Origin of the sequence: Streptomyces sp. NBC_01537 (assembly GCF_045040445.1) — a bacterium.
Taxonomy (GTDB): Bacteria; Actinomycetota; Actinomycetes; order Streptomycetales; family Streptomycetaceae; genus Actinacidiphila.
Genome location: NZ_CP109392.1, coordinates 732,773 through 749,663, shown reverse-complemented (window position 1 = coordinate 749,663; position 16,891 = coordinate 732,773). Strand labels below are relative to the sequence as shown.

Annotated in this window: 17 protein-coding genes and 1 pseudogene; 11 read left to right on the top strand and 7 right to left on the bottom strand. The window is 68.1% G+C overall.

Annotated elements, in window-relative coordinates; genetic code table 11:
• Positions 1–156: 156 nt before the first annotated feature.
• Positions 157–996 carry an alpha/beta fold hydrolase gene (locus OG607_RS03765; RefSeq protein WP_405718695.1) on the bottom strand — a complete coding sequence of 280 codons (840 nt, stop codon included), beginning with the start codon at positions 994–996 and terminating at the stop codon, positions 157–159.
• A gap of 68 nt (positions 997–1,064) precedes the next feature.
• Here OG607_RS03765 and OG607_RS03760 point away from each other — a divergent pair, with 68 nt between their 5' ends.
• A complete protein-coding gene (locus OG607_RS03760) occupies positions 1,065–1,736 on the top strand; it encodes a TetR/AcrR family transcriptional regulator (protein WP_405718693.1) in 672 nt (223 codons plus the stop codon).
• Between the two features lie 414 nt (positions 1,737–2,150).
• On the opposite strand, the gene OG607_RS03755 is transcribed toward OG607_RS03760, so the two are convergent.
• Both OG607_RS03755 and OG607_RS03750 read right to left on the bottom strand, forming a co-directional pair.
• Entirely contained in the window at positions 2,151–2,384 is a 234-nt protein-coding gene (locus OG607_RS03755) for a hypothetical protein (protein WP_405737497.1), read from the bottom strand.
• 49 nt (positions 2,385–2,433) lie between these two features.
• A complete protein-coding gene (locus OG607_RS03750) occupies positions 2,434–3,057 on the bottom strand; it encodes a TetR/AcrR family transcriptional regulator (RefSeq protein ID WP_405718690.1) in 624 nt (207 codons plus the stop codon).
• Between the two features lie 148 nt (positions 3,058–3,205).
• On the opposite strand from OG607_RS03750, the gene OG607_RS03745 reads away from it, so the two are divergent.
• The 5 genes from OG607_RS03745 to OG607_RS03725 all read left to right on the top strand — a co-directional run bounded on the left by OG607_RS03745 (position 3,206) and on the right by OG607_RS03725 (position 7,174).
• The gene (locus OG607_RS03745) at positions 3,206–4,201 is read left to right on the top strand and encodes an NADP-dependent oxidoreductase (protein ID WP_405718687.1); all 996 of its coding nucleotides are present in this window, start codon (positions 3,206–3,208) and stop codon (positions 4,199–4,201) included.
• Positions 4,202–4,250: 49 nt separating this feature from the next.
• The gene (locus OG607_RS03740; protein ID WP_405718684.1) at positions 4,251–5,117 is read left to right on the top strand and encodes an alpha/beta fold hydrolase; all 867 of its coding nucleotides are present in this window, start codon (positions 4,251–4,253) and stop codon (positions 5,115–5,117) included.
• Positions 5,118–5,150: 33 nt separating this feature from the next.
• On the top strand, positions 5,151–5,957 hold the full coding sequence (locus OG607_RS03735; RefSeq protein ID WP_405718681.1) for a strictosidine synthase: 807 nt from the start codon (positions 5,151–5,153) through the stop codon (positions 5,955–5,957).
• 118 nt (positions 5,958–6,075) lie between these two features.
• Positions 6,076–6,906 (top strand): enoyl-CoA hydratase/isomerase family protein, encoded by an 831-nt coding sequence (locus OG607_RS03730; RefSeq protein ID WP_405718678.1) that lies wholly within the window; start codon positions 6,076–6,078, stop codon positions 6,904–6,906.
• Positions 6,907–7,015: 109 nt separating this feature from the next.
• The gene (locus tag OG607_RS03725) at positions 7,016–7,174 is read left to right on the top strand and encodes a hypothetical protein (RefSeq protein ID WP_405718675.1); all 159 of its coding nucleotides are present in this window, start codon (positions 7,016–7,018) and stop codon (positions 7,172–7,174) included.
• A 390-nt stretch (positions 7,175–7,564) separates the two neighbouring features.
• Here OG607_RS03725 and OG607_RS03720 read toward each other — a convergent pair whose 3' ends face one another.
• Positions 7,565–8,278: an SDR family oxidoreductase gene (locus OG607_RS03720; RefSeq protein ID WP_405718673.1), complete on the bottom strand. Its 714-nt coding sequence runs from the start codon at positions 8,276–8,278 to the stop codon at positions 7,565–7,567.
• 168 nt (positions 8,279–8,446) lie between these two features.
• On the opposite strand from OG607_RS03720, the gene OG607_RS03715 reads away from it, so the two are divergent.
• Both OG607_RS03715 and OG607_RS03710 read left to right on the top strand, forming a co-directional pair.
• On the top strand, positions 8,447–9,049 hold the full coding sequence (locus tag OG607_RS03715) for a TetR/AcrR family transcriptional regulator (protein ID WP_405718671.1): 603 nt from the start codon (positions 8,447–8,449) through the stop codon (positions 9,047–9,049).
• 54 nt (positions 9,050–9,103) lie between these two features.
• Positions 9,104–9,346 (top strand): hypothetical protein, encoded by a 243-nt coding sequence (locus OG607_RS03710; protein WP_405718668.1) that lies wholly within the window; start codon positions 9,104–9,106, stop codon positions 9,344–9,346.
• Between the two features lie 1,002 nt (positions 9,347–10,348).
• Here the strand turns inward: OG607_RS03710 and OG607_RS03705 are convergent.
• Positions 10,349–11,311: a LysR family transcriptional regulator gene (locus OG607_RS03705; RefSeq protein WP_405718666.1), complete on the bottom strand. Its 963-nt coding sequence runs from the start codon at positions 11,309–11,311 to the stop codon at positions 10,349–10,351.
• Positions 11,312–11,438: 127 nt separating this feature from the next.
• Between OG607_RS03705 and OG607_RS03700 the strand changes: the two genes are divergently transcribed.
• Both OG607_RS03700 and OG607_RS03695 read left to right on the top strand, forming a co-directional pair.
• Entirely contained in the window at positions 11,439–12,599 is a 1,161-nt protein-coding gene (locus OG607_RS03700) for an iron-containing alcohol dehydrogenase (RefSeq protein WP_405718664.1), read from the top strand.
• Between the two features lie 65 nt (positions 12,600–12,664).
• The gene (locus OG607_RS03695) at positions 12,665–13,675 is read left to right on the top strand and encodes an enoyl-CoA hydratase/isomerase family protein (protein ID WP_405718662.1); all 1,011 of its coding nucleotides are present in this window, start codon (positions 12,665–12,667) and stop codon (positions 13,673–13,675) included.
• Positions 13,676–13,832: 157 nt separating this feature from the next.
• On the opposite strand, the pseudogene OG607_RS03690 reads toward OG607_RS03695, so the two are convergent.
• A pseudogene (locus OG607_RS03690) lies at positions 13,833–14,842 on the bottom strand (NADP-dependent oxidoreductase).
• A 197-nt stretch (positions 14,843–15,039) separates the two neighbouring features.
• Here OG607_RS03690 and OG607_RS03685 point away from each other — a divergent pair.
• On the top strand, positions 15,040–15,513 hold the full coding sequence (locus OG607_RS03685; RefSeq protein WP_405736524.1) for a winged helix-turn-helix transcriptional regulator: 474 nt from the start codon (positions 15,040–15,042) through the stop codon (positions 15,511–15,513).
• 540 nt (positions 15,514–16,053) lie between these two features.
• On the opposite strand, the gene OG607_RS03680 is transcribed toward OG607_RS03685, so the two are convergent.
• Positions 16,054–16,620 carry a TetR/AcrR family transcriptional regulator gene (locus tag OG607_RS03680; RefSeq protein ID WP_405718660.1) on the bottom strand — a complete coding sequence of 189 codons (567 nt, stop codon included), beginning with the start codon at positions 16,618–16,620 and terminating at the stop codon, positions 16,054–16,056.
• Positions 16,621–16,891 lie beyond the last annotated feature (271 nt).

Sequence of the window (16,891 nt, the reverse complement as noted above, 5' to 3'; positions counted from 1 at the left end):
GGCGACGATCCGGCTGCCGGACTGTCTTCCGTTTCGACCACGGGGGCGTAGAGGACTTCATGGAGGAAGGTGTGCGCGTCGCGGTCCGGAGATCCGACCAGTCGGCCCGTCACTACGGACCAGGCGTCAGTGACTGCACCCGAAGCCCTGCAGGTGTTACTCGTCGAGGAACTGAAGGGCGTGCGTCAGGAACCGCTCGGGGTTCTGGAACTGTGCTCCATGCCCGGCATCGGGGTAGATCAGCAGTTGAGCGTTGGGGATGTTCTGGGCGAGGTGCCAGGAGTTGATCGAGGCGATCATCACGTCGTTCTCACCGTTGAGGACCAGTGTCGGCTGGGTGATCGCGTTCAGGTAGGCGTAGGGATTCTCGCCCGGCAGCGGTTCCGCATAGGCGATAGTCGCTTCGAACTGCGCCTGTGCGACTGCGGGCGAGCTCGGCGTGTCCTGGTCGGCCCGCTGGTGACGTCGCTCCCAGAAGGCCCGGCCCGCTTCGACCGCGGCTTCCGAGCGGCCGAAGAACAGGAAGAGGAAGTCCTCCAGGGTGGGGACCGGGTTCAGTGCGTAGTCAGGCACCTTGGGGTCACTCGTCGGGTCCCCGCCCCGAAGGCCGGTGCCGAGCAGGAGGAGCTTGCGCACCAGCTCGGGGTGGCGCAGAGTGACCTCCTCCGCCTGGTAACCGCCGATCGAGAAGCCAAGCAGATCGACCTGCTCCAGCCCCAGCGCCCGGATGACCGCGGCGATGTCGTCAGCCATGTCCTCCATCCGGTTGCGCGGCGTGCCGGATGACGAGGCGATGCCGCGCCCGTTGAACAGGATGACCTCACGGCCTTCGGCCAGGCCGTCGGTGAGTAGCGGGTCCCAGTTGTCCATTCCCCCGCGGAAGTGCTGGACCAGGAAGATCGGGACGCCGGAGGGCTTGCCCCAGCGTCGGTAGGCGAAGCGGTCGCCGTCGACCTCGATGTACTGAGTAGGTGCGGTCACATGCGTGTCACTCATGGCCTGGGCCTTTCTGGAGGGGGTGAGCAATACAATGACGATCGTAATTTAAAAAGTCAAGCCCTTTGATGTCGATCGACATCTATGTACGCTTGGCCGTCGAGCGTCAACCGAGGAAGGGGTGGCTGATCGTGCGGGTCACCAAGGCACAGGCAGAGCGCAACCGTGCCCACATCGTCGCGACAGCCGCCAGACTGTTCCGCGAGCGCGGCTATGACGGTGTCGGTGTGGCGGAACTGATGGCAGCCGCCGGGTTCACCCATGGCGGGTTCTACAAGCACTTCCGCTCCAAGGCCGACTTGATGGCCGAGGCTTCCGCAAGCGGACTCTCGTGGACCGCGGCACGGACGGAAGGCCTGGACCCCGCCGAGTTCGTCGAGCGCTACGTCTCGCGGGAGCATCGCGACGGGCGCGGTGACGGCTGCACCGTCGCGGCTCTCAGCGGCGACGCCGCCCGTCAGTCAGTGGACATCAAAACAGAGTTCGCGGCAGGGATCGAGAACCTGCTGACGGTCCTCCAGGCCCAAAGCGATACGCCGGGGGATGCGGACCAGGGCGCGGCCCGCACCATGGTGATCGACATGCTCGCCCATTCGGTCGGCGCGGTCATGTTGTCGCGGGCATGCCCGGACGGTTCTCTGCTGGCCGACGAAATCCTCGATGTCTGCCGCAAGGAAATTCTCGCGTCACTGACACACGGCAACAGCGACCAGTCGGAGGCACGGGGGCCGGAAGCCTGACCGCAGCCGACCGACGCGAGCCCAATCACCCGATGGTCAGATACTGACGCAAAGCGGCTGCGGTTCCGAGCCGTTGATGCGGCGGGGAAGCCGTCTCTCAACCGATCTTGGCGTCTCGGTAGTTCGGAAATGCGAATCGAACCGAGCAATGCTGGGAGACCTTGGTGTCGTTGTCGTACGTGCTCATGCCCGTCCAGTTCAACTCGGCTGCCCCGTCGTGTGATAGTCACGCCCACGCGTACGGCAAGGCGGCCACCCCTTGGCCATCAAGTAGATACAAGTCTTCACGCTTCGAGATGTCGAGTAACGAAGTGCGAGAGAACGGCCGCTGTCCATGAGTGTCCCCGTCGAGGTGTCCAGAGGCGAGGCGTTGGGCTTGCTGTCCCGCTTTCGGATCGAGTTCCACGATTCCCTTTACGCCCGCGCGGACGCGCCCTTCCAACTCACCGACGCGGTCCTGTGCGCGGACGGGCCGGTCAGGGCCCTGGTGGCGTTGTCGATGGCGGCCGAGTATCGGCGTGGACGCGGCGCTTTGTACGCGGCCCTGGACCAGGGCTGGATGGTCTTGCCGAGTTGCGCGGCGCGGACCGCGGCGACGTACCCGCTGGGGCCGGCGCCGAGGACGACGACGCCGGAGTGCGGGCTCATGAGGTGCCCCTTTGCAGGGTGTCCGATGGTTGGCTCCTGGAGCGAGTGGTCATGCGGCGCGGTGGTGGGGCGCCAGGGTGGCGTGGATCTGGTCGCGGATGTCGGCGAGGACGGCTTCGTCGCTGAGGTGCAGGTACACGGTGGCGGTGGTGCCGATGTGGATGATCGCGGTGATCACCCGCGCCAGCGTTGCCGCGTCGGCGGTACCGATGTACTCGTCGCGGGTGAGCAGGCCGGTGATGCCGTCCTCGAGGCGGCCGGCAAGGGCTAGACCCGCTTGCCGGTAGGGCTCGGCCGGGTCGCCGAAGACGAGTTCGTGCAGGTAGGTGCGGCCGTTCTCGATGTGCTCCCTCACGCACTCCACCACGGGACGGATGAGAGCGACGACTGGCTCCAGCACGCCCTGTCCGACGGCGGCGTTCGCGGCGGCGAGGCCGTCGTCGATGGCGGCGGCGAACTTCGCGTTCTGCACCATGATCAGCAACTCGGCCTTCGTGGACGCGTACAGGTAGAGGGTGCCGATCGCGACGTCGGCCCGGTGGGCGATCTGCTGCGTCGTGACCCTGCTGACGCCGTGTTCGACGAACAGCTCGCGGGCCGCGGTCATGATGCGCTCGCGCTTGGCCTGTTTGGCCAGCTCGCGGCGCCCGATCGGCATGTGACCGCGTCCCATGGGGACCTCCCTTGACAATAATTCTGAGTGAGCTCATAGTTGAGTGTACTCGGATTGATTGAGCGAGGCGAGACTCCAGATGTCGCGCTGAATTGGCTGATCTGGTCTCAAACCTGAATAAATAGGATGAAGACAAGGAGCGACGCCCATGAGAGCGTTCGTCGTCACCAAGTACAAGGAGCCGCTGCAGGAGGCGGACGTCCCCGAGCCCACCGTGGGGGAGCACGACGTGCTTGTGCGGGTGGAGGCCGCCGGGCTGAACCCGCTGGATGAGAAGATCCGCGCCGGTGAGTTCAAGCAGATCCTGCCCTACAAGCTGCCGCTGATCCTGGGCAACGACGTCGCGGGCACCGTCATCGGCGTCGGGACGGCAGTTCGCGGCTTCAAGCCCGGAGATGAGGTCTACGCCCGGCCCGACCAGGACCGCATCGGCACGTTCGCCGAGCGCATCGCCGTCGCGGAGAGTGACCTGGCGCTCAAGCCCGCCTCGATCAGCATGGAAGAGGCGGGCTCGCTGCCGCTGGCGGCGCTCACGGCGTGGCAGGCGCTGGTGGAGCGCGGGAAGGTGCGGCCCGGGCAGAAGGTTCTCATCCACGCCGGCGCCGGCGGGGTCGGTTCGATCGCGATCCAGCTCGCCGCGCACCTCGGTGCGAGCGTCGCCACGACCGCGAGCGGTTCCAACGCGGACTTCGTGCGCGCGCTCGGCGCGGACACGGTGATCGATTACCGCACCCAGGACTTCGAGCAGCTCCTGACCGGCTACGACCTGGTGCTGGACAGCCTCGGTGGGAAGAATCTCGAGAAGTCCCTGCGGGTCCTCAAGCCCGGCGGCAAGGCCATCGGGATCGCCGGCCCCCCGGACCCCGCGTTCGCCCGCGAGGCCGGCCTGAACCCGCTGCTGCGCCTGGCGGTCGCAGGCCTGAGCGGCAAGATCCGCAAGCAGGCGAAAAAGCTCGGGGTGACGTATGGGTTCCTGTTCATGCGCGCCAGCGGCGACCAGCTCCGCCAGATCACCACCCTCATCGACCAGGGCGTGGTGCGCCCGGTCGTGGGCAAGGTGGTCGGCTTCGATCAGACCCCGCAGGCGCTGCAGTCCCTGTCCCAGGGTGGCATCCGCGGCAAGGCCGTCATCGGCAACAGCTGACCCGCCGCAACCGCGACGGGCGACACAAAACACACAAGGAGCATCCACCATGAGCAGCACCGACACCCCGAACGAAGCCGTCATCACCTCCTACGCGAAGGCCCCGGCCCGCACCGTCAGCGCCGGTGGCGTCACCTACGCCTACCGTGAGTTGGGACCGAAGGGCGGCATCCCCGTCGTCTTCTTCGTCCACCTCGCCGCGACCCTGGACAACTGGGACCCCCGCATCATCGACCCCGTCGCGAAGGGCCGTCACGTCATCGCCTTCGACAACCGCGGTGTCGGGGCGTCCACCGGCCAGGTGCCGGACAGTGTCGAGGCGATGGCCGACGACGCCTACACCTTCATCAAGGCACTCGGGTACGACAAGATCGACGTCTTCTCCTTCTCCCTCGGCGGCATGGTCGCCCAGGCCCTGGTGGTGAAGCACCCCGAGCTCGTTCGCAAGCTCGTCCTCACCGGCACCGGGCCCAAGGGCGGCAAGGACATCGACAAGGTCGCCGGCACCACCTACTGGGACATTCTGCGCGCCACCTTGACCCGTTCGGACCCCAAGGAGTTCCTGTTCTTCAACCGCAACGCCACCGGCAAACCCGCCGCGCGCGCGTTCGTCAACCGGCTCAAGGAGCGCACCGCCGACCGCGACGCGAAGATCAAGACCCAGGCGTTCCAGACGCAGCTGACGGCGATCAAGAAGTGGGGGCGCTCGGCCCCCGACGACCTGTCGACGATCACGCAGCCCACCCTGATCGCCAACGGCGACAACGACCGTATGGTGCCGTCGGTCCTGTCGGAGGACCTGCACCGGCGCATCAAGGACAGCAAGGTGATCATCTACCCCGACTCCGGGCACGGCGGCATCTTCCAGTACCACGAGGAGTTCGCCCCCGTCGCGGTCGAGTTCCTCGCCCGCTGACCACCGCCTGACCAGGAAGAGAAGGCCAACACCATGAGCACGTCACCGACCGTCGCACCCCTGGAAGTGAAGAAGCACCTCGCCTCCTCGATCCTGCTGTGGGTGCGCACCGACCAGCCCCGCCAGACCGGCATGGACCACTGGAAGGGCCCGCACTCAGGGATCATCTCCGCCACCCCTGGCCTGGAGGAGTACCGGCAGATCCACCTGGCCGAGCACAACACGGGCCGGTGGCCGGTGACCAACGGGGTGCAGACCGCGATCCCCGCCGACCGGAAGATCGACGGCGTCGCGGAAGTCACCTTCCAATCGGCGCTTGCGCCCGTGAAAGGGCGCAAGCAGACGAAGCTGGCCTACGCGGACGAGATCAACGTGTTCCGCCGCACCCTGCTCTACACCGGCCCGCCGAACTCCTCTCGGTGGTACGACGTCGCAGGCCCCGGACAGACGGTCGGCGCCCGCGTTCTGATCTACCTGCGCCGCAGAGACGGGGTCGGCGGCGGCGCCTTCCGGAAGTTCGTCAACGAGCAGCTCACTCCCGCGCTCGCCGGCACCGGAGTGCTGAAGGAACTGCGCACGCAGACGTTCCTGCCCTGGATCGAAAAGCTCTGGGACACCCCGGACGTCGCCCACGACAACCCCCACGACCAGCGCTTCCACGCCTCGGTCAGCCTCGGGTTCACCGACACTGCGGCACGGGACGCCTTCTTCACCGGCAGCGTGATCGAGGACCTGTCCAACCGGCTGGCGCCGCTGGTCTCCGCGATCCACGCCTACGACGTCGCCGCCGCTCTCACCTACGTCAAGAACGGCGACATCCTCCCGCGCTACCAGGAGTGAGCAGCGCAGGTGGGAAGCGCGACCACCGGATCTGCTCAGGAATCCATCGGCCGCAGGCTTCCTGGCCCTCCTCGCGCCCCGTCGCCGTCTGATACCCATCACGCATCCGGAGCCAGCCATGAGCGAGCAAAGCACCATCCACTACGAGCGCACCTCACCGCAGGTCGCGAAGATCACCTTCGCCAACCCGCCCGTCAACCTCATCGCCGGCGAGACCGTCCTGCGCCTCATCGGGATCGTCGAAGAACTGGCCACCGACCCGGACATCCAGGTCGTGCTGTTCGACAGCACCACCCCCGACTTCTTCTACAACCACTTCGACCTGGCCGCCGCCGCAGACTTCCCCGCCCCCGAGGACCAGGACGAGGTGCCGGCCTGGACGAATCTGGTCCTGGAACTCTCCAAAGCGCCCTACATCACCATCGCGGCCATTCGTGGACGAACCCGCGGCGGCGGGAACGAGCTCGCCCTCGCCCTCGATCTGCGCTACGCCAGCCGTGAGAATGCGATCTTCGGGCAGCCCGAGGTCGGTAGCGGACTGCTGCCCGGCGGTGGCGGCACCGAACGACTCCCCCGCGCCATCGGACGCGACCGCGCCCTGGAAGCCATCCTCACCAGCGACGACTACGACGCCGACACCGCCGAACGCTGGGGCTGGATCACCCGCGCCCTCCCCGACAGCGAACTCGACGCCTTCGTCGGCACCGTCGTCGCCCGGCTCGCCTCCTTCGACCGCACCTCACTCGCCTCAGCCAAAGCCCAGGTCAACCGGGCATCCCTGCCCCCGGATGCGGACCTGGTCGCCGCGTACGGCGAGTTCGCCCAGTCCCTCACCCTCCCCGGGTTCCTCACCCGCGCCGCCGGCGCGCAGGCCGTCGTCGAACAGGCCGGAATCGACTTCGAGTACCGTCTCGGGCACTACATCGGCATCGCCAACCAGCAACGCTGACCCCATCAGAAAGCGAGCACGGACGCAGCAGATGCCGCGGCCGTGCTCGTTTGCCGCGGGGGCCCACCTGGTTCGTCGTCGTATCCGTGCCCGATGAGGGAGAAGAACAATGGCGCGAAGCCCTGTCACCACCGAAGACGGCCGACGGATCGGCGTCGCTGTGGACGCGGTGGTGTTCGACGTCTTCGGCACCGTGGTCGACCGGCGCGCCGGCATCGCGGGCGAATCCGAGCGCGTCGGCGCCCGCGCCGGGGCACAGGCCGATTGACCAGGACTCACCACCAGGTGCGCAGCCTGTACCCGCCGACACTGCTGCGGGTGGCCTTCGGGGGAGTGCCCTGGCGGTCGCTGGGCGAACTGCACCGGATGATGCTCGCCTAAGTGCTCGCCGAGCACGGCCTGACCGAGTTCACCGACACCGACCGGGCCGAACTCGCGGCGCCCGGCACCGCCTGAGCCCGTGGCCCGACAGCCGCGATGGTCTGTCATCGCGGTGGTGCCGCGCTGCTGATCGGGCTGCTGCTGGGTCGACCGCCGATATCATCGGCGGCTCGACGACCGCGACAGTGCACGCCTCCTCGACGTCGGCCAACCGTTCGAACGCCATGGGTCACGGGGTCCCGGCGTGAAGAGATCACGTCGGGACCGAAGAACAAGCTCAGGCGTTCGTGCTGTGCAGGTCCGGGTAAAGCGCCTCAACCGGGCCGCTCAGAGCCGCCTTGACCTGCGCGGTCAGCTCGTCGGCCAAGACCTCGTATTCGCCGGCCTCGACGGCGTCGTAGACCGTTGTCACCAGCTGCGTCGGCAGCATCTTGGGTCCGTCAGCGTGCGCGGCCATGGGGGTGTCGACGTAGCCCATGTGCACCCCCGTCACGTGGACGCCCATGGGTGCGAACTCGATGCGCAGCGAGTTGGTGGCCGACCACAGTGCGGCCTTGGACGCGCTGTAGACGCCGCCGAAGGCGTACCAGCTGGCAACGGAGTGCACGTCGACGAGGATTGCCCCCTGTTTGGCGGCGAGGATCGGTGCGAAGGCGCGGGCGAGGAAGACCGGTCCGAAGAAGTTCGTCTCCATGTTTGCCCGGATGTCCGCCTCGGTGACGTCCAGCAGGCTCGCGCTCGGCGGGGTGGCGCCCGCGTTGTTGACGAGCACGGTGACATCCGCCGCGGCGGCGACGGCCGCGTCGATCGACGCGGGGTCGGTGACGTCAAGGGTCAGGGGGACGATGCGTTCATCGTCCCAGGCGCGGGGGGAACGGGCGGTGGCGTAGACCTTGGCGGCGCCGCGAGCCAGGGCGTCGTGGACGAAGTGGGTGCCGATACCGCCATTGGCGCCGGTGACGAGGACGACTGCTCCATCGAGAGAGGGCATTGGTTTTCCTTCTTTCCAAGGGGATGTGAAGTGCGTGGCTGTGCACGGATGGAGCAATGGCTCCTCGCCCTGCCGTGGGAGAATGAGCGGAGCCAGATTCGAGCCCACGCGGTAGCGACTATCATCATAACTGAGTGCAGTCAGAATCTATTTCTGGAGGACATCGCGATGTCTGTCGCCTCCCAGCCGGTCGGACGGCGCGAGCGGAACAAGCAGGACAAGCTCGACCGCATTGTCGCTGCCGCCAGTGAGCTGTTCGCCGAACGCGGCGTCGATGAGGTCACGACCCAGCAGATCGCCGACAAGGCCGACATCGGCACCGGAACCCTGTTCCTTTATGCCAAGACCAAGGGCGAACTCCTCCTGCTTGTGCAGAACGCCAAGTACGCCGAAGCGCTCGAGCAGGGCCGGGCGGACGCCGAGACCATCCCAGGGGTGCTGGACGCGGTGCTGGCGATCGTCCGGCCGATCGTGGAGTGCAACCGCACCCAGATCGACAACGGACGCACCTACCTGCGAGAGATGGTCTTCGGCGACCCCGAGGAGCCCCGGCACAGCGCAGCACTCGCCATCGTCGCGCAGACCGAGGAGGCCATCGCCGCCGCGCTGCGCCGAGACGAGCGGGTCACAGCGGGGGACGCCGCGACGCTGGCACACATCGTGTCCGCCGTGATGTTCCTCAGCACGGCGGCGAGCGTGAACATCGCCTTGAGCGTCGAGGAGATCGTGGAGGACATCCGGAGGCAGGTCGACGTCCTGCTGCCTCGCTGAGGTGCGGCCCAGCCTCAGGCCCAGGCGATCATCAGGGTGGTCTTCGGGTGCGTCATGGCCCTGATCCTGACCGCGGCGAGTCACGCGTCGCCGGCGCACCAGGAGCAGGTGGACAACGAAGGTCGAGACTGCGGCGGACGTTCGCAGACCCTGGTGCTCACCTCGGACAAGGAGGACTCCCTGGCGACCGCGACCTGCCCGGTGACGGTCGACCCGACCTCGACGCTCGCGGTGACCACAGACACTCGGGTGCAGAACCCGGACTACCCCGACTCGCAGGTTCCTCGCGGGAGTTGAAGTTCGGCGACCTGCTCCACGTCCGGGGCGGCAACTCAGGCCCGGCGGATCACCCCCACCTGGTCCTCGTCGTCCCGTCGCGCGGGTACAGACCGCGAAATCCTCGTCGCACCACAGCCTGTCGAGGTGGTGTCTCACCCACATCGCCGTCGTACCGCCTGGGTTGCTCGCCCTCGCGATCTGCGCGGCCAGAGACGGGACTTGCTCACCGGAACGGCGACGGAGCGACAATGGACACCCCGACAACTGCATCGGGCTGCGAAACAGTCCCGAGCATGCCCGCTGATCACGTCGGCGCACCGCAAACTTCAAGATCCCCGACAGAGTCAAGCTCAGCCTTGATATTGCGAATCCGCCTACGATCGGCCAAGCGGGGGAGGGGTTCTCGGTCGCGAGTTTCCGGACCGCGTCCGCCGGGATCGTTTCGTCGATGGCCCGGAGCCGGCCCATGAGTTCGCCGATGCGCTGGCGTTGCACCAGGACTTCGTTCTGGGTCCGGGCAGTTCCGCTTCAGCGTTGAGTGCGCGCTCGCGCCACGAGGCTTCGACCTGCTCCTGTTTCTTCCCCGCCCGCCGGTCGCGCCGTCTTTGCTGTCGGTGACGGCCGCCGGACGAGAGCGCGGGCGTCCGGGTCCTCGTACTGGAAAGGTGGCGGACACGACCGCCCGTTCCGCGACAGCGCGAATTGCGGAGCGGCCCCACTCGGTGGAGTTGGCCGATCGCCTTCTCCGGAAAGGCCAGCTGTTCCTTGGTCTGCTGACGGCGACAGCCGCCACTGTCTGGCCGGGACCGGACATCATGCCGTCCAAGGTGCGGGCCGCCCCCACAGCACGCCGACGAGGGCGAGGCGGCGGAGGAAGGCGCCTCCCGCGCCGACGACGACAACACCAGACCCCCGCCAGTCCACCCGTGAGCGACCAACGACCCCGAACCCTTACCGTTGCGGACCGGCGGCCTGTGGTTCGATCGGCGGGAGTTCGCCGCACCGGAATCTCCTTGGCGTTCACTCCGGAAGTAGGTCATCGGCCCGTTCGGCGACCTCTTGCCGTAGAGCGGTCCACAGGGCGCGTACGGCGGCGTGTGTCACCGCCTCGCGGCGGACGGCCAGGGTGATGGGGAGCCGGATGTCGATCTCGTCGGGGAGCAGTCGGCGCAGTTGCGTCCGCTGGGTCAGGAAGGCCGGTAGGACGCCGATGCCGGCTCCCTGCTGGGTGGCTTCGAGTTGGGCGAAGACGTTCGTCGAGGAGAAGGCGGGGGTCATGCCGGGAAGGTGGCGCTCGATGTCGAGGTCGCCGACCTGCAGCATCGACTCGATGTAGAAGATGAGTGGGTGCTCTCGCAGCTCGGCCACCGTCTCCGGTCGGCCGTACTGGGTGAGGTAGTCGTCGCAGGCGTAGAGCCCCAGCGTGTAGTCGGTGAGGTGTTCGGTCACCAGGCGGCTGCTGGAGGGAACGCCGATGACGAGAGCGAGATCGAAACCCGACGGGCGCAGGGCGAGCTGCCGTGTCGCAGTGACGAGTTCGACCTGGAGGCGGGGGTGCCGGCGGCGTACTCGTACGAGGGCGGGTGTGGCGAAGGCGGCGCCGAAGCCGTCGGGCGCGCTGACGCGCACCGTACCGTGCAGAGACGGCGAGTCCTGACCCGCCACGGTGTCGGCGACGCGGTCGACGGCCTCCTCGATCGCGCGGGCGTTCTCCGAGACGGCTCGTCCGATGTCCGTCAGCGTCCATCCCTCCGGGCCGCGCTCGATGAGGCGTAGGCCGATGCTCTTCTCCAATGCGGCGACACGGCGTGACACGGTGGTGTGATCCACGCCGAGCGCGTCGGCGGCTGTCACCAGGCGGCCGGTACGCGACAGCGCGAGCAGGTAGCGCAGATCGTCCGCACGGAGTCTGCGGGGATCGACGGGGCGGTGGGAGCCGGTCAGCTGCGGGGCGGGGGTCTCGTCCGGGGAGTGGGGGTGCACGGCCCGACCGTATCTGCATTTGTGCACAGTGGGTGTGCACCATTGGCGGTTGTTTGCACATATCGCTTGGCCGCACAGTCGGGGCAGTGGGCGCGACATGCTCCCCGTTCTTGCTGAAAGGGCCGCCATGGTAGCCAGCCTTTCCCTCCCGCGGATCCTGCGCGTCGGCGGCGGCGCCGTCGGCGAGCTGGGCGACGTCATGCGGGAGCTGGGTCTGCACCGCCCCCTGCTGGTGACGGACGCGTTCCTCGCCGGGACCGGTGCGGCAGAACGCCTGATGGCGACGCTGAGGGACGCAGGACTGCAGCCGCGCCTGTTCGCCGGTACCGTCCCGGATCCGACGACCGACTCGCTCGAGGCGGGCCTGGCCGTGCTGCGGGAACACGGGGCGGACTCGGTGATCGGGTTCGGCGGAGGCAGCCCGATGGACACCGCCAAGGCCCTCGGCCTGCTGGGCGTCCAGGGCGGTCGGATGCGGGACTACAAGGCCCCGCGCACCAACCACGGTCCGGCGCTTCCGGTGATCGCGGTCCCGACGACCGCGGGCAGTGGCTCGGAGGCGACCCAGTTCACCGTCATCACCGACAGCGCCACGGACGAGAAGATGCTCTGCCCGGGGCCGGCGTTCCTGCCGGTCGCCGCCGTCGTCGACTTCGAACTGACCGTGTCGATGCCGTCCCGGCTGACAGCCGACACCGGTGTCGACGCGCTCACCCATGCCGTCGAGGCGTACGTGAGCCGCAAGGCCAATCCGTTCTCCGACGGCCTTGCGCTGAACGCGGTCAAGACCATCGGCCGGTACCTGCGCCGCGCCCACGCGGATGGGGGAGACACCGAGGCCCGCGAGGCGATGATGCTCGCCGCGACCCAGGCCGGCATCGCCTTCTCGAACTCCAGCGTGGCGCTCGTGCACGGCATGAGCCGCCCGATCGGCGCTCACTTCCACGTCGCCCACGGCCTGTCGAACGCGATGCTCTTCCCCGCGGTGACAGCGTTCTCCGTGCCCGCCGCCGAGCGTCGGTACGCCGACTGCGCCCGCGCACTCGGAGCCGCCACCGACGGAGACAGTAACGGCTTGGCCGCCGATAGGCTCGTGGAGGCGCTCCGCGTCCTGTGCCAGGATCTTGAGGTGCCCACCCCCAGAGCCCACGGCATCGACAAGGACGAGTGGTTCCGCCTGTTGCCCCTCATGGCTGAGCAGGCGCTCACGTCCGGATCCCCCGCCAACAACCCTGTCGTACCCACTGCGGACGAGATCCAGGATCTCTACGCGCAGATCTACGCCTGACAGCCGGCGAGTGAGGAACGTGATGGCCACGACAGCCAGGTCCGCGGATGACGAGATGACGTCCGATGACTGATGCCGCTGCGGTGGAGATTCTCGCCGGCGTCCACCGGGGCGTCGGCCGGATCCTGCTGAACCGCCCCAAGGCGCTCAACGCCCTGACGACAGGCATGGTCGCCGCCATCGACCGTGCGCTCGCCGCGTGGGAGCACACACCGCTGTCCGCTGTGGTGCTCGCCAGTACCAGCACGAAGGCGTTCTGTGCCGGCGGAGACATCCGCATCATCCGCGACCACAGCCTCGCCGGGGATGCCGAGGCCAGTGAGCGGTTCTTCGCCTCCGAGTACCGGCTCAACGCCCGGATCGCCGAGTACCCCGTCCCGGTCGTGTCGCTCATCGACGGCCTGTGCATGGGCGGCGGCCTCGGCCTGTCCGTCCACGGCGCCTTCCGCGTCGTCACCGAGCGCGCGGTGCTGGCGATGCCCGAGACCGGGATCGGGTTCTTCCCGGACGTCGGGGCCAGCTACTTTCTACCGAGGCTGCCCGGCGCGATCGGCATGTACCTGGGACTGACCGGGCACCGGCTCGACGCGGCCGACGCCCTGTACACGGGGCTGGCCACGCACTTCGTCCCCGCGGATGAGCTCGACGCGGTCGCGGATGCCCTGGCCGGCAACCCCGGCGACCCGGTGGACGTCGTCCTGAACCGCCTTGCCGGCCGTTCCCCGGTGGCGGAGAGCCGACTGGCGGAGGTGCGCGGGGACGTGGACTGGGCGTTTGGCGCGCCGGCCCTCGGCGAGATCGAGAAACGCCTGCGCCACCTCGACACCCCCTGGGCGGCCGCCGCGCTGGCTGCTCTGGAGTCCGCCTCGCCGCAGAGCCTGGAGATCACTCACGCCCTGCTGGCCCGGGGCAGGCAGCACACGTTGCGCGAGTGCCTCAACGACGAACTCGCCCTCACTCGCACGACCATCCGCACGCAGGACTTCCTGGAGGGCGTCCGTGCGGCGCTGGTCGACAAGGACCGCACTCCCACCTGGCAAGGTGCGTCGCTCGGCGGACGGACGCTGCCGTCCTGAGCATGTCCGCCGTGAGCAGGACACGGCCTCGCGCAGGGAGCGCGGAGATGCCTACCGCGTCGGCTGCCTCCGCGGCCGTAGGCGCCATTGGTTCGCCGACGGCGTCGTCGCCCCTCCGGTGACCGTGCCGGACGGACGGGCTGCGGTCGGCGGGGTCTCAGTCGTTGTCGGGCACCATCGAGACCACGACCTTGCCGGCCTTGGTACGGCCCTGCTCGACGTGCGCCATCGCCTCGAGCGTCTGGTCGAACGGGAAGGTGCTGTCGATGACCGGGCGGAGCTTCCCGTTGTCGTAGAGGGCGCCGAGCTTGCGCAGCTGGGAGCCGTTGGCCTGCATGAAGAAGAACTCGTAGCGTACGTCCAGCGCCTTCGCCTGCTTGCGGATCTTGCGGCTGAGCACGTTCATGACCAGGCCCAGGAAGGAGGGGGCGCCGACTTGCTTGGCGAACCCGGGGTCCGGCGGGCCGACGACACTGATGGCCAGGCCGCCGGGCTTCAGCACGGTCAGCGACTTCTCGAGGTTCGCTCCGCCGAGGGAGTCCACCACCAGGTCGTAGCCGGACAGTACCTTGGAGAAGTCTTCCTTGGTGTAGTCGACGACGACGTCGGCGCCGAGGCTCCTGACCAACTCCTCGGTCTTGGTGTCAGTGGTCGTCGCCACTGTGGCGCCGAGGTGCTTGGCGAGCTGGATGACCGTCGAGCCGAGGCCGCCGGCGCCGGCGTGGATGAGCACCTTCTGTCCCGGCTGCACATGGGCACGCTCGACAAGAATCTGCCAGGCGGCCAGGGCCACGAGCGGCACTGCGGCTGCCTCCTGGAGGGTGAGGGAGGCCGGTTTGGGCGCGACATCGTCCATGTCGATTGCGATGAACTCCGCGAAGCCTCCGATCCGCAGGTCGCGTGGACGGGAGTAGACCTCGTCGCCGACCTCAAAGCCGTGTACGGCGGAGCCGACCCGCGTCACGACGCCGGCCAAGTCGTGGCCGAGCACGAATGGAGGCTTGTACTTCAGGAGCTGCTTGAACTCCCCGTTGCGGACCATTTTGTCCAGTTGATACTGGCGGCGCTCACTCTGACCAGGACGTCGCGGTCCCCGACAGTGGGCTCGGGTATCTCGGCGGCGCGCGCGCCGTCCTTGCCGTACTTCTCGACGACGAATGCCTTCATCTCGGCCGCCTTTCCGCGTGGGTATTCCGGTGGTTGATGCGATTCTTCGCCCAGGTCCCCCTGCGCGCCCGTTTCTCGCGTGCGGCCGGGTTGATGTGCTGGCCACGACGCTACTGGCTGAGTATGGAAAAGTAAACTCAGATGAGGTTAGGATCACCCCCATGGATGCGAGGACCGAAGCTCTACAGGACGCCGGCATGGACCCCCGTCTCGACCGGGATGCGTCGAACTGCTCGATCGCGCGGACCCTTGAGGTCGTGGGCGAGAAGTGGACGATCCTGATCCTGCGCGAGGTCTGGTACGGCTCGTCCCGCTTCGGCGACTTCGAACGCGTCCTCGGCTGTCCTCGCAACCTTCTCGCGGCGCGGCTTCGGATGCTCGTGGAGGAAGGGATCCTGGCCACCGAGACCTACAAGGAGCCGGGCTCGCGGAGTCGGCCGAAGTACGTGATCACGCCCAAGGGCATGGATCTGGTCCCGGCCGTGATGGGGCTCCTGCAGTGGGGTGACCGCTACCGCGCCGACCCGGAGGGCCCGGCCATGCTGGCGCGGCACCGCGGATGCGGCGCGCACGTCGACGCCCAGATCCGCTGCGAACGGGGCCACGCCGTGCAGGCGGAAGACATCGAGAGCGTCCCCGGCCCTGCGTTTCGGATGAGGCCCGCCGAGTGAGCTGAGCGCGGTCGGGCCAGAAGTTCGTGGTGCTCTCAGTCTGCCGGTGGGCTCAGCCTGCCGGGGTGTGCCCCTCCGTCCGGCCCGGGCCTGGTGGAGACGGACCTTCGTGCGGTGCCACAACGGGGCGTGAAGCACCAGCGGCGGCTGTGGGCGGGGGGAGCCGGTCCAGGAAGCGCGGGGGCGTACATGTCCGCGACGCACACGCGTACGCGCCGGATCTCGGCGGACGGGAGCAGATCGACGGTTTCCTGGGCGATCATTGCCGGCGCGGCGCACCGCGGCTACGGCATGGTGGCGATGCTTGTGGTGCCGACAGGCTCCAGCCGTCCGTCCGCGATGGTTGCGTTCAGCGGCCGGGCCGGCCGCGCCTCCGCGTACGACCAGACCGAAACGCAACCCAGTACGCACTCGCACTCACCAGAAGTCACTGTCGCGCAGTCTTCCGGCAACGGTCCAGAACCTTCTTGACGGGCCTGACAACCCCTTGACCACCTGGCGTTGGGCCCCAGCCGCATAGCCCGTGTCCAGGATTCCGGGTCAAGGCCCCTGTGGTGCAGTCAGGGCTTCGTGGGTCGACTCCAGGATCTTCTCCGACAGTTCTGTGCCCGCCGTGGCCCGGGCAAGGAGGATCGCGCCGACCAGGGTGGCCACCATGGGAAGGCCGTCGTTGGCGTCGGTGGACATCCACGCGGCGAATTCCTCGACTCCGGCCGCGTACGTTTCGCGTACCTCCCCGGCTGTGGGCTCGCGAGCCATGTCCCCTGCGAATCCGGCGGTGGGGCAACCGGTGCCGGGCTGGTCACGGTGCTCGGCCGACAGATAGAAGTCGACCAGGGCGCCGCGCGCGGTGGCGTGATCGCCGTGCGCCGTGTCGAACGACGCCAGGAGTAGGTCGAGGTCCCCGAAAGCGGCTTGAGCCGCCTCGGCGATCAGGGCCTCCTTGGAGGGGAACTGCTTGTAGAAGCCGCCCGTGGTCAGCCCGATGGACTTCATCAGATCGGCGACGCTGATGCCGTTCACGCCGCGTTCCCGGAAGAGCTGGGAGGCCGCGGCGACCGCGCGCCTGCGGTTTTCGATCGCTTGTGCCTGCGAAACGCGACTCATCAGTCACCTGCCCACGTTAGATAGTAAAGCACATCTATCATATGCGAAGTGCCAGGCGGTCGGCCGCGGCGCCCTCGTTCCGTACGGCTGATTCTCAAGTGGGCCCCGTCTCTGGGCGCCTGGGCCTGTATGCGGCAAGCCGAGGGGCTGCCGAGCCGGAGACCGCGCTGCTCGCCCCCAAGTGGCCGGGGGTGATCCGACGGCGATTCCTGATGGGCTGCCGACCCTGTGGCCCCGCGTGCACGTCGAGCAGTCTCCGGCCGCGGGCGGT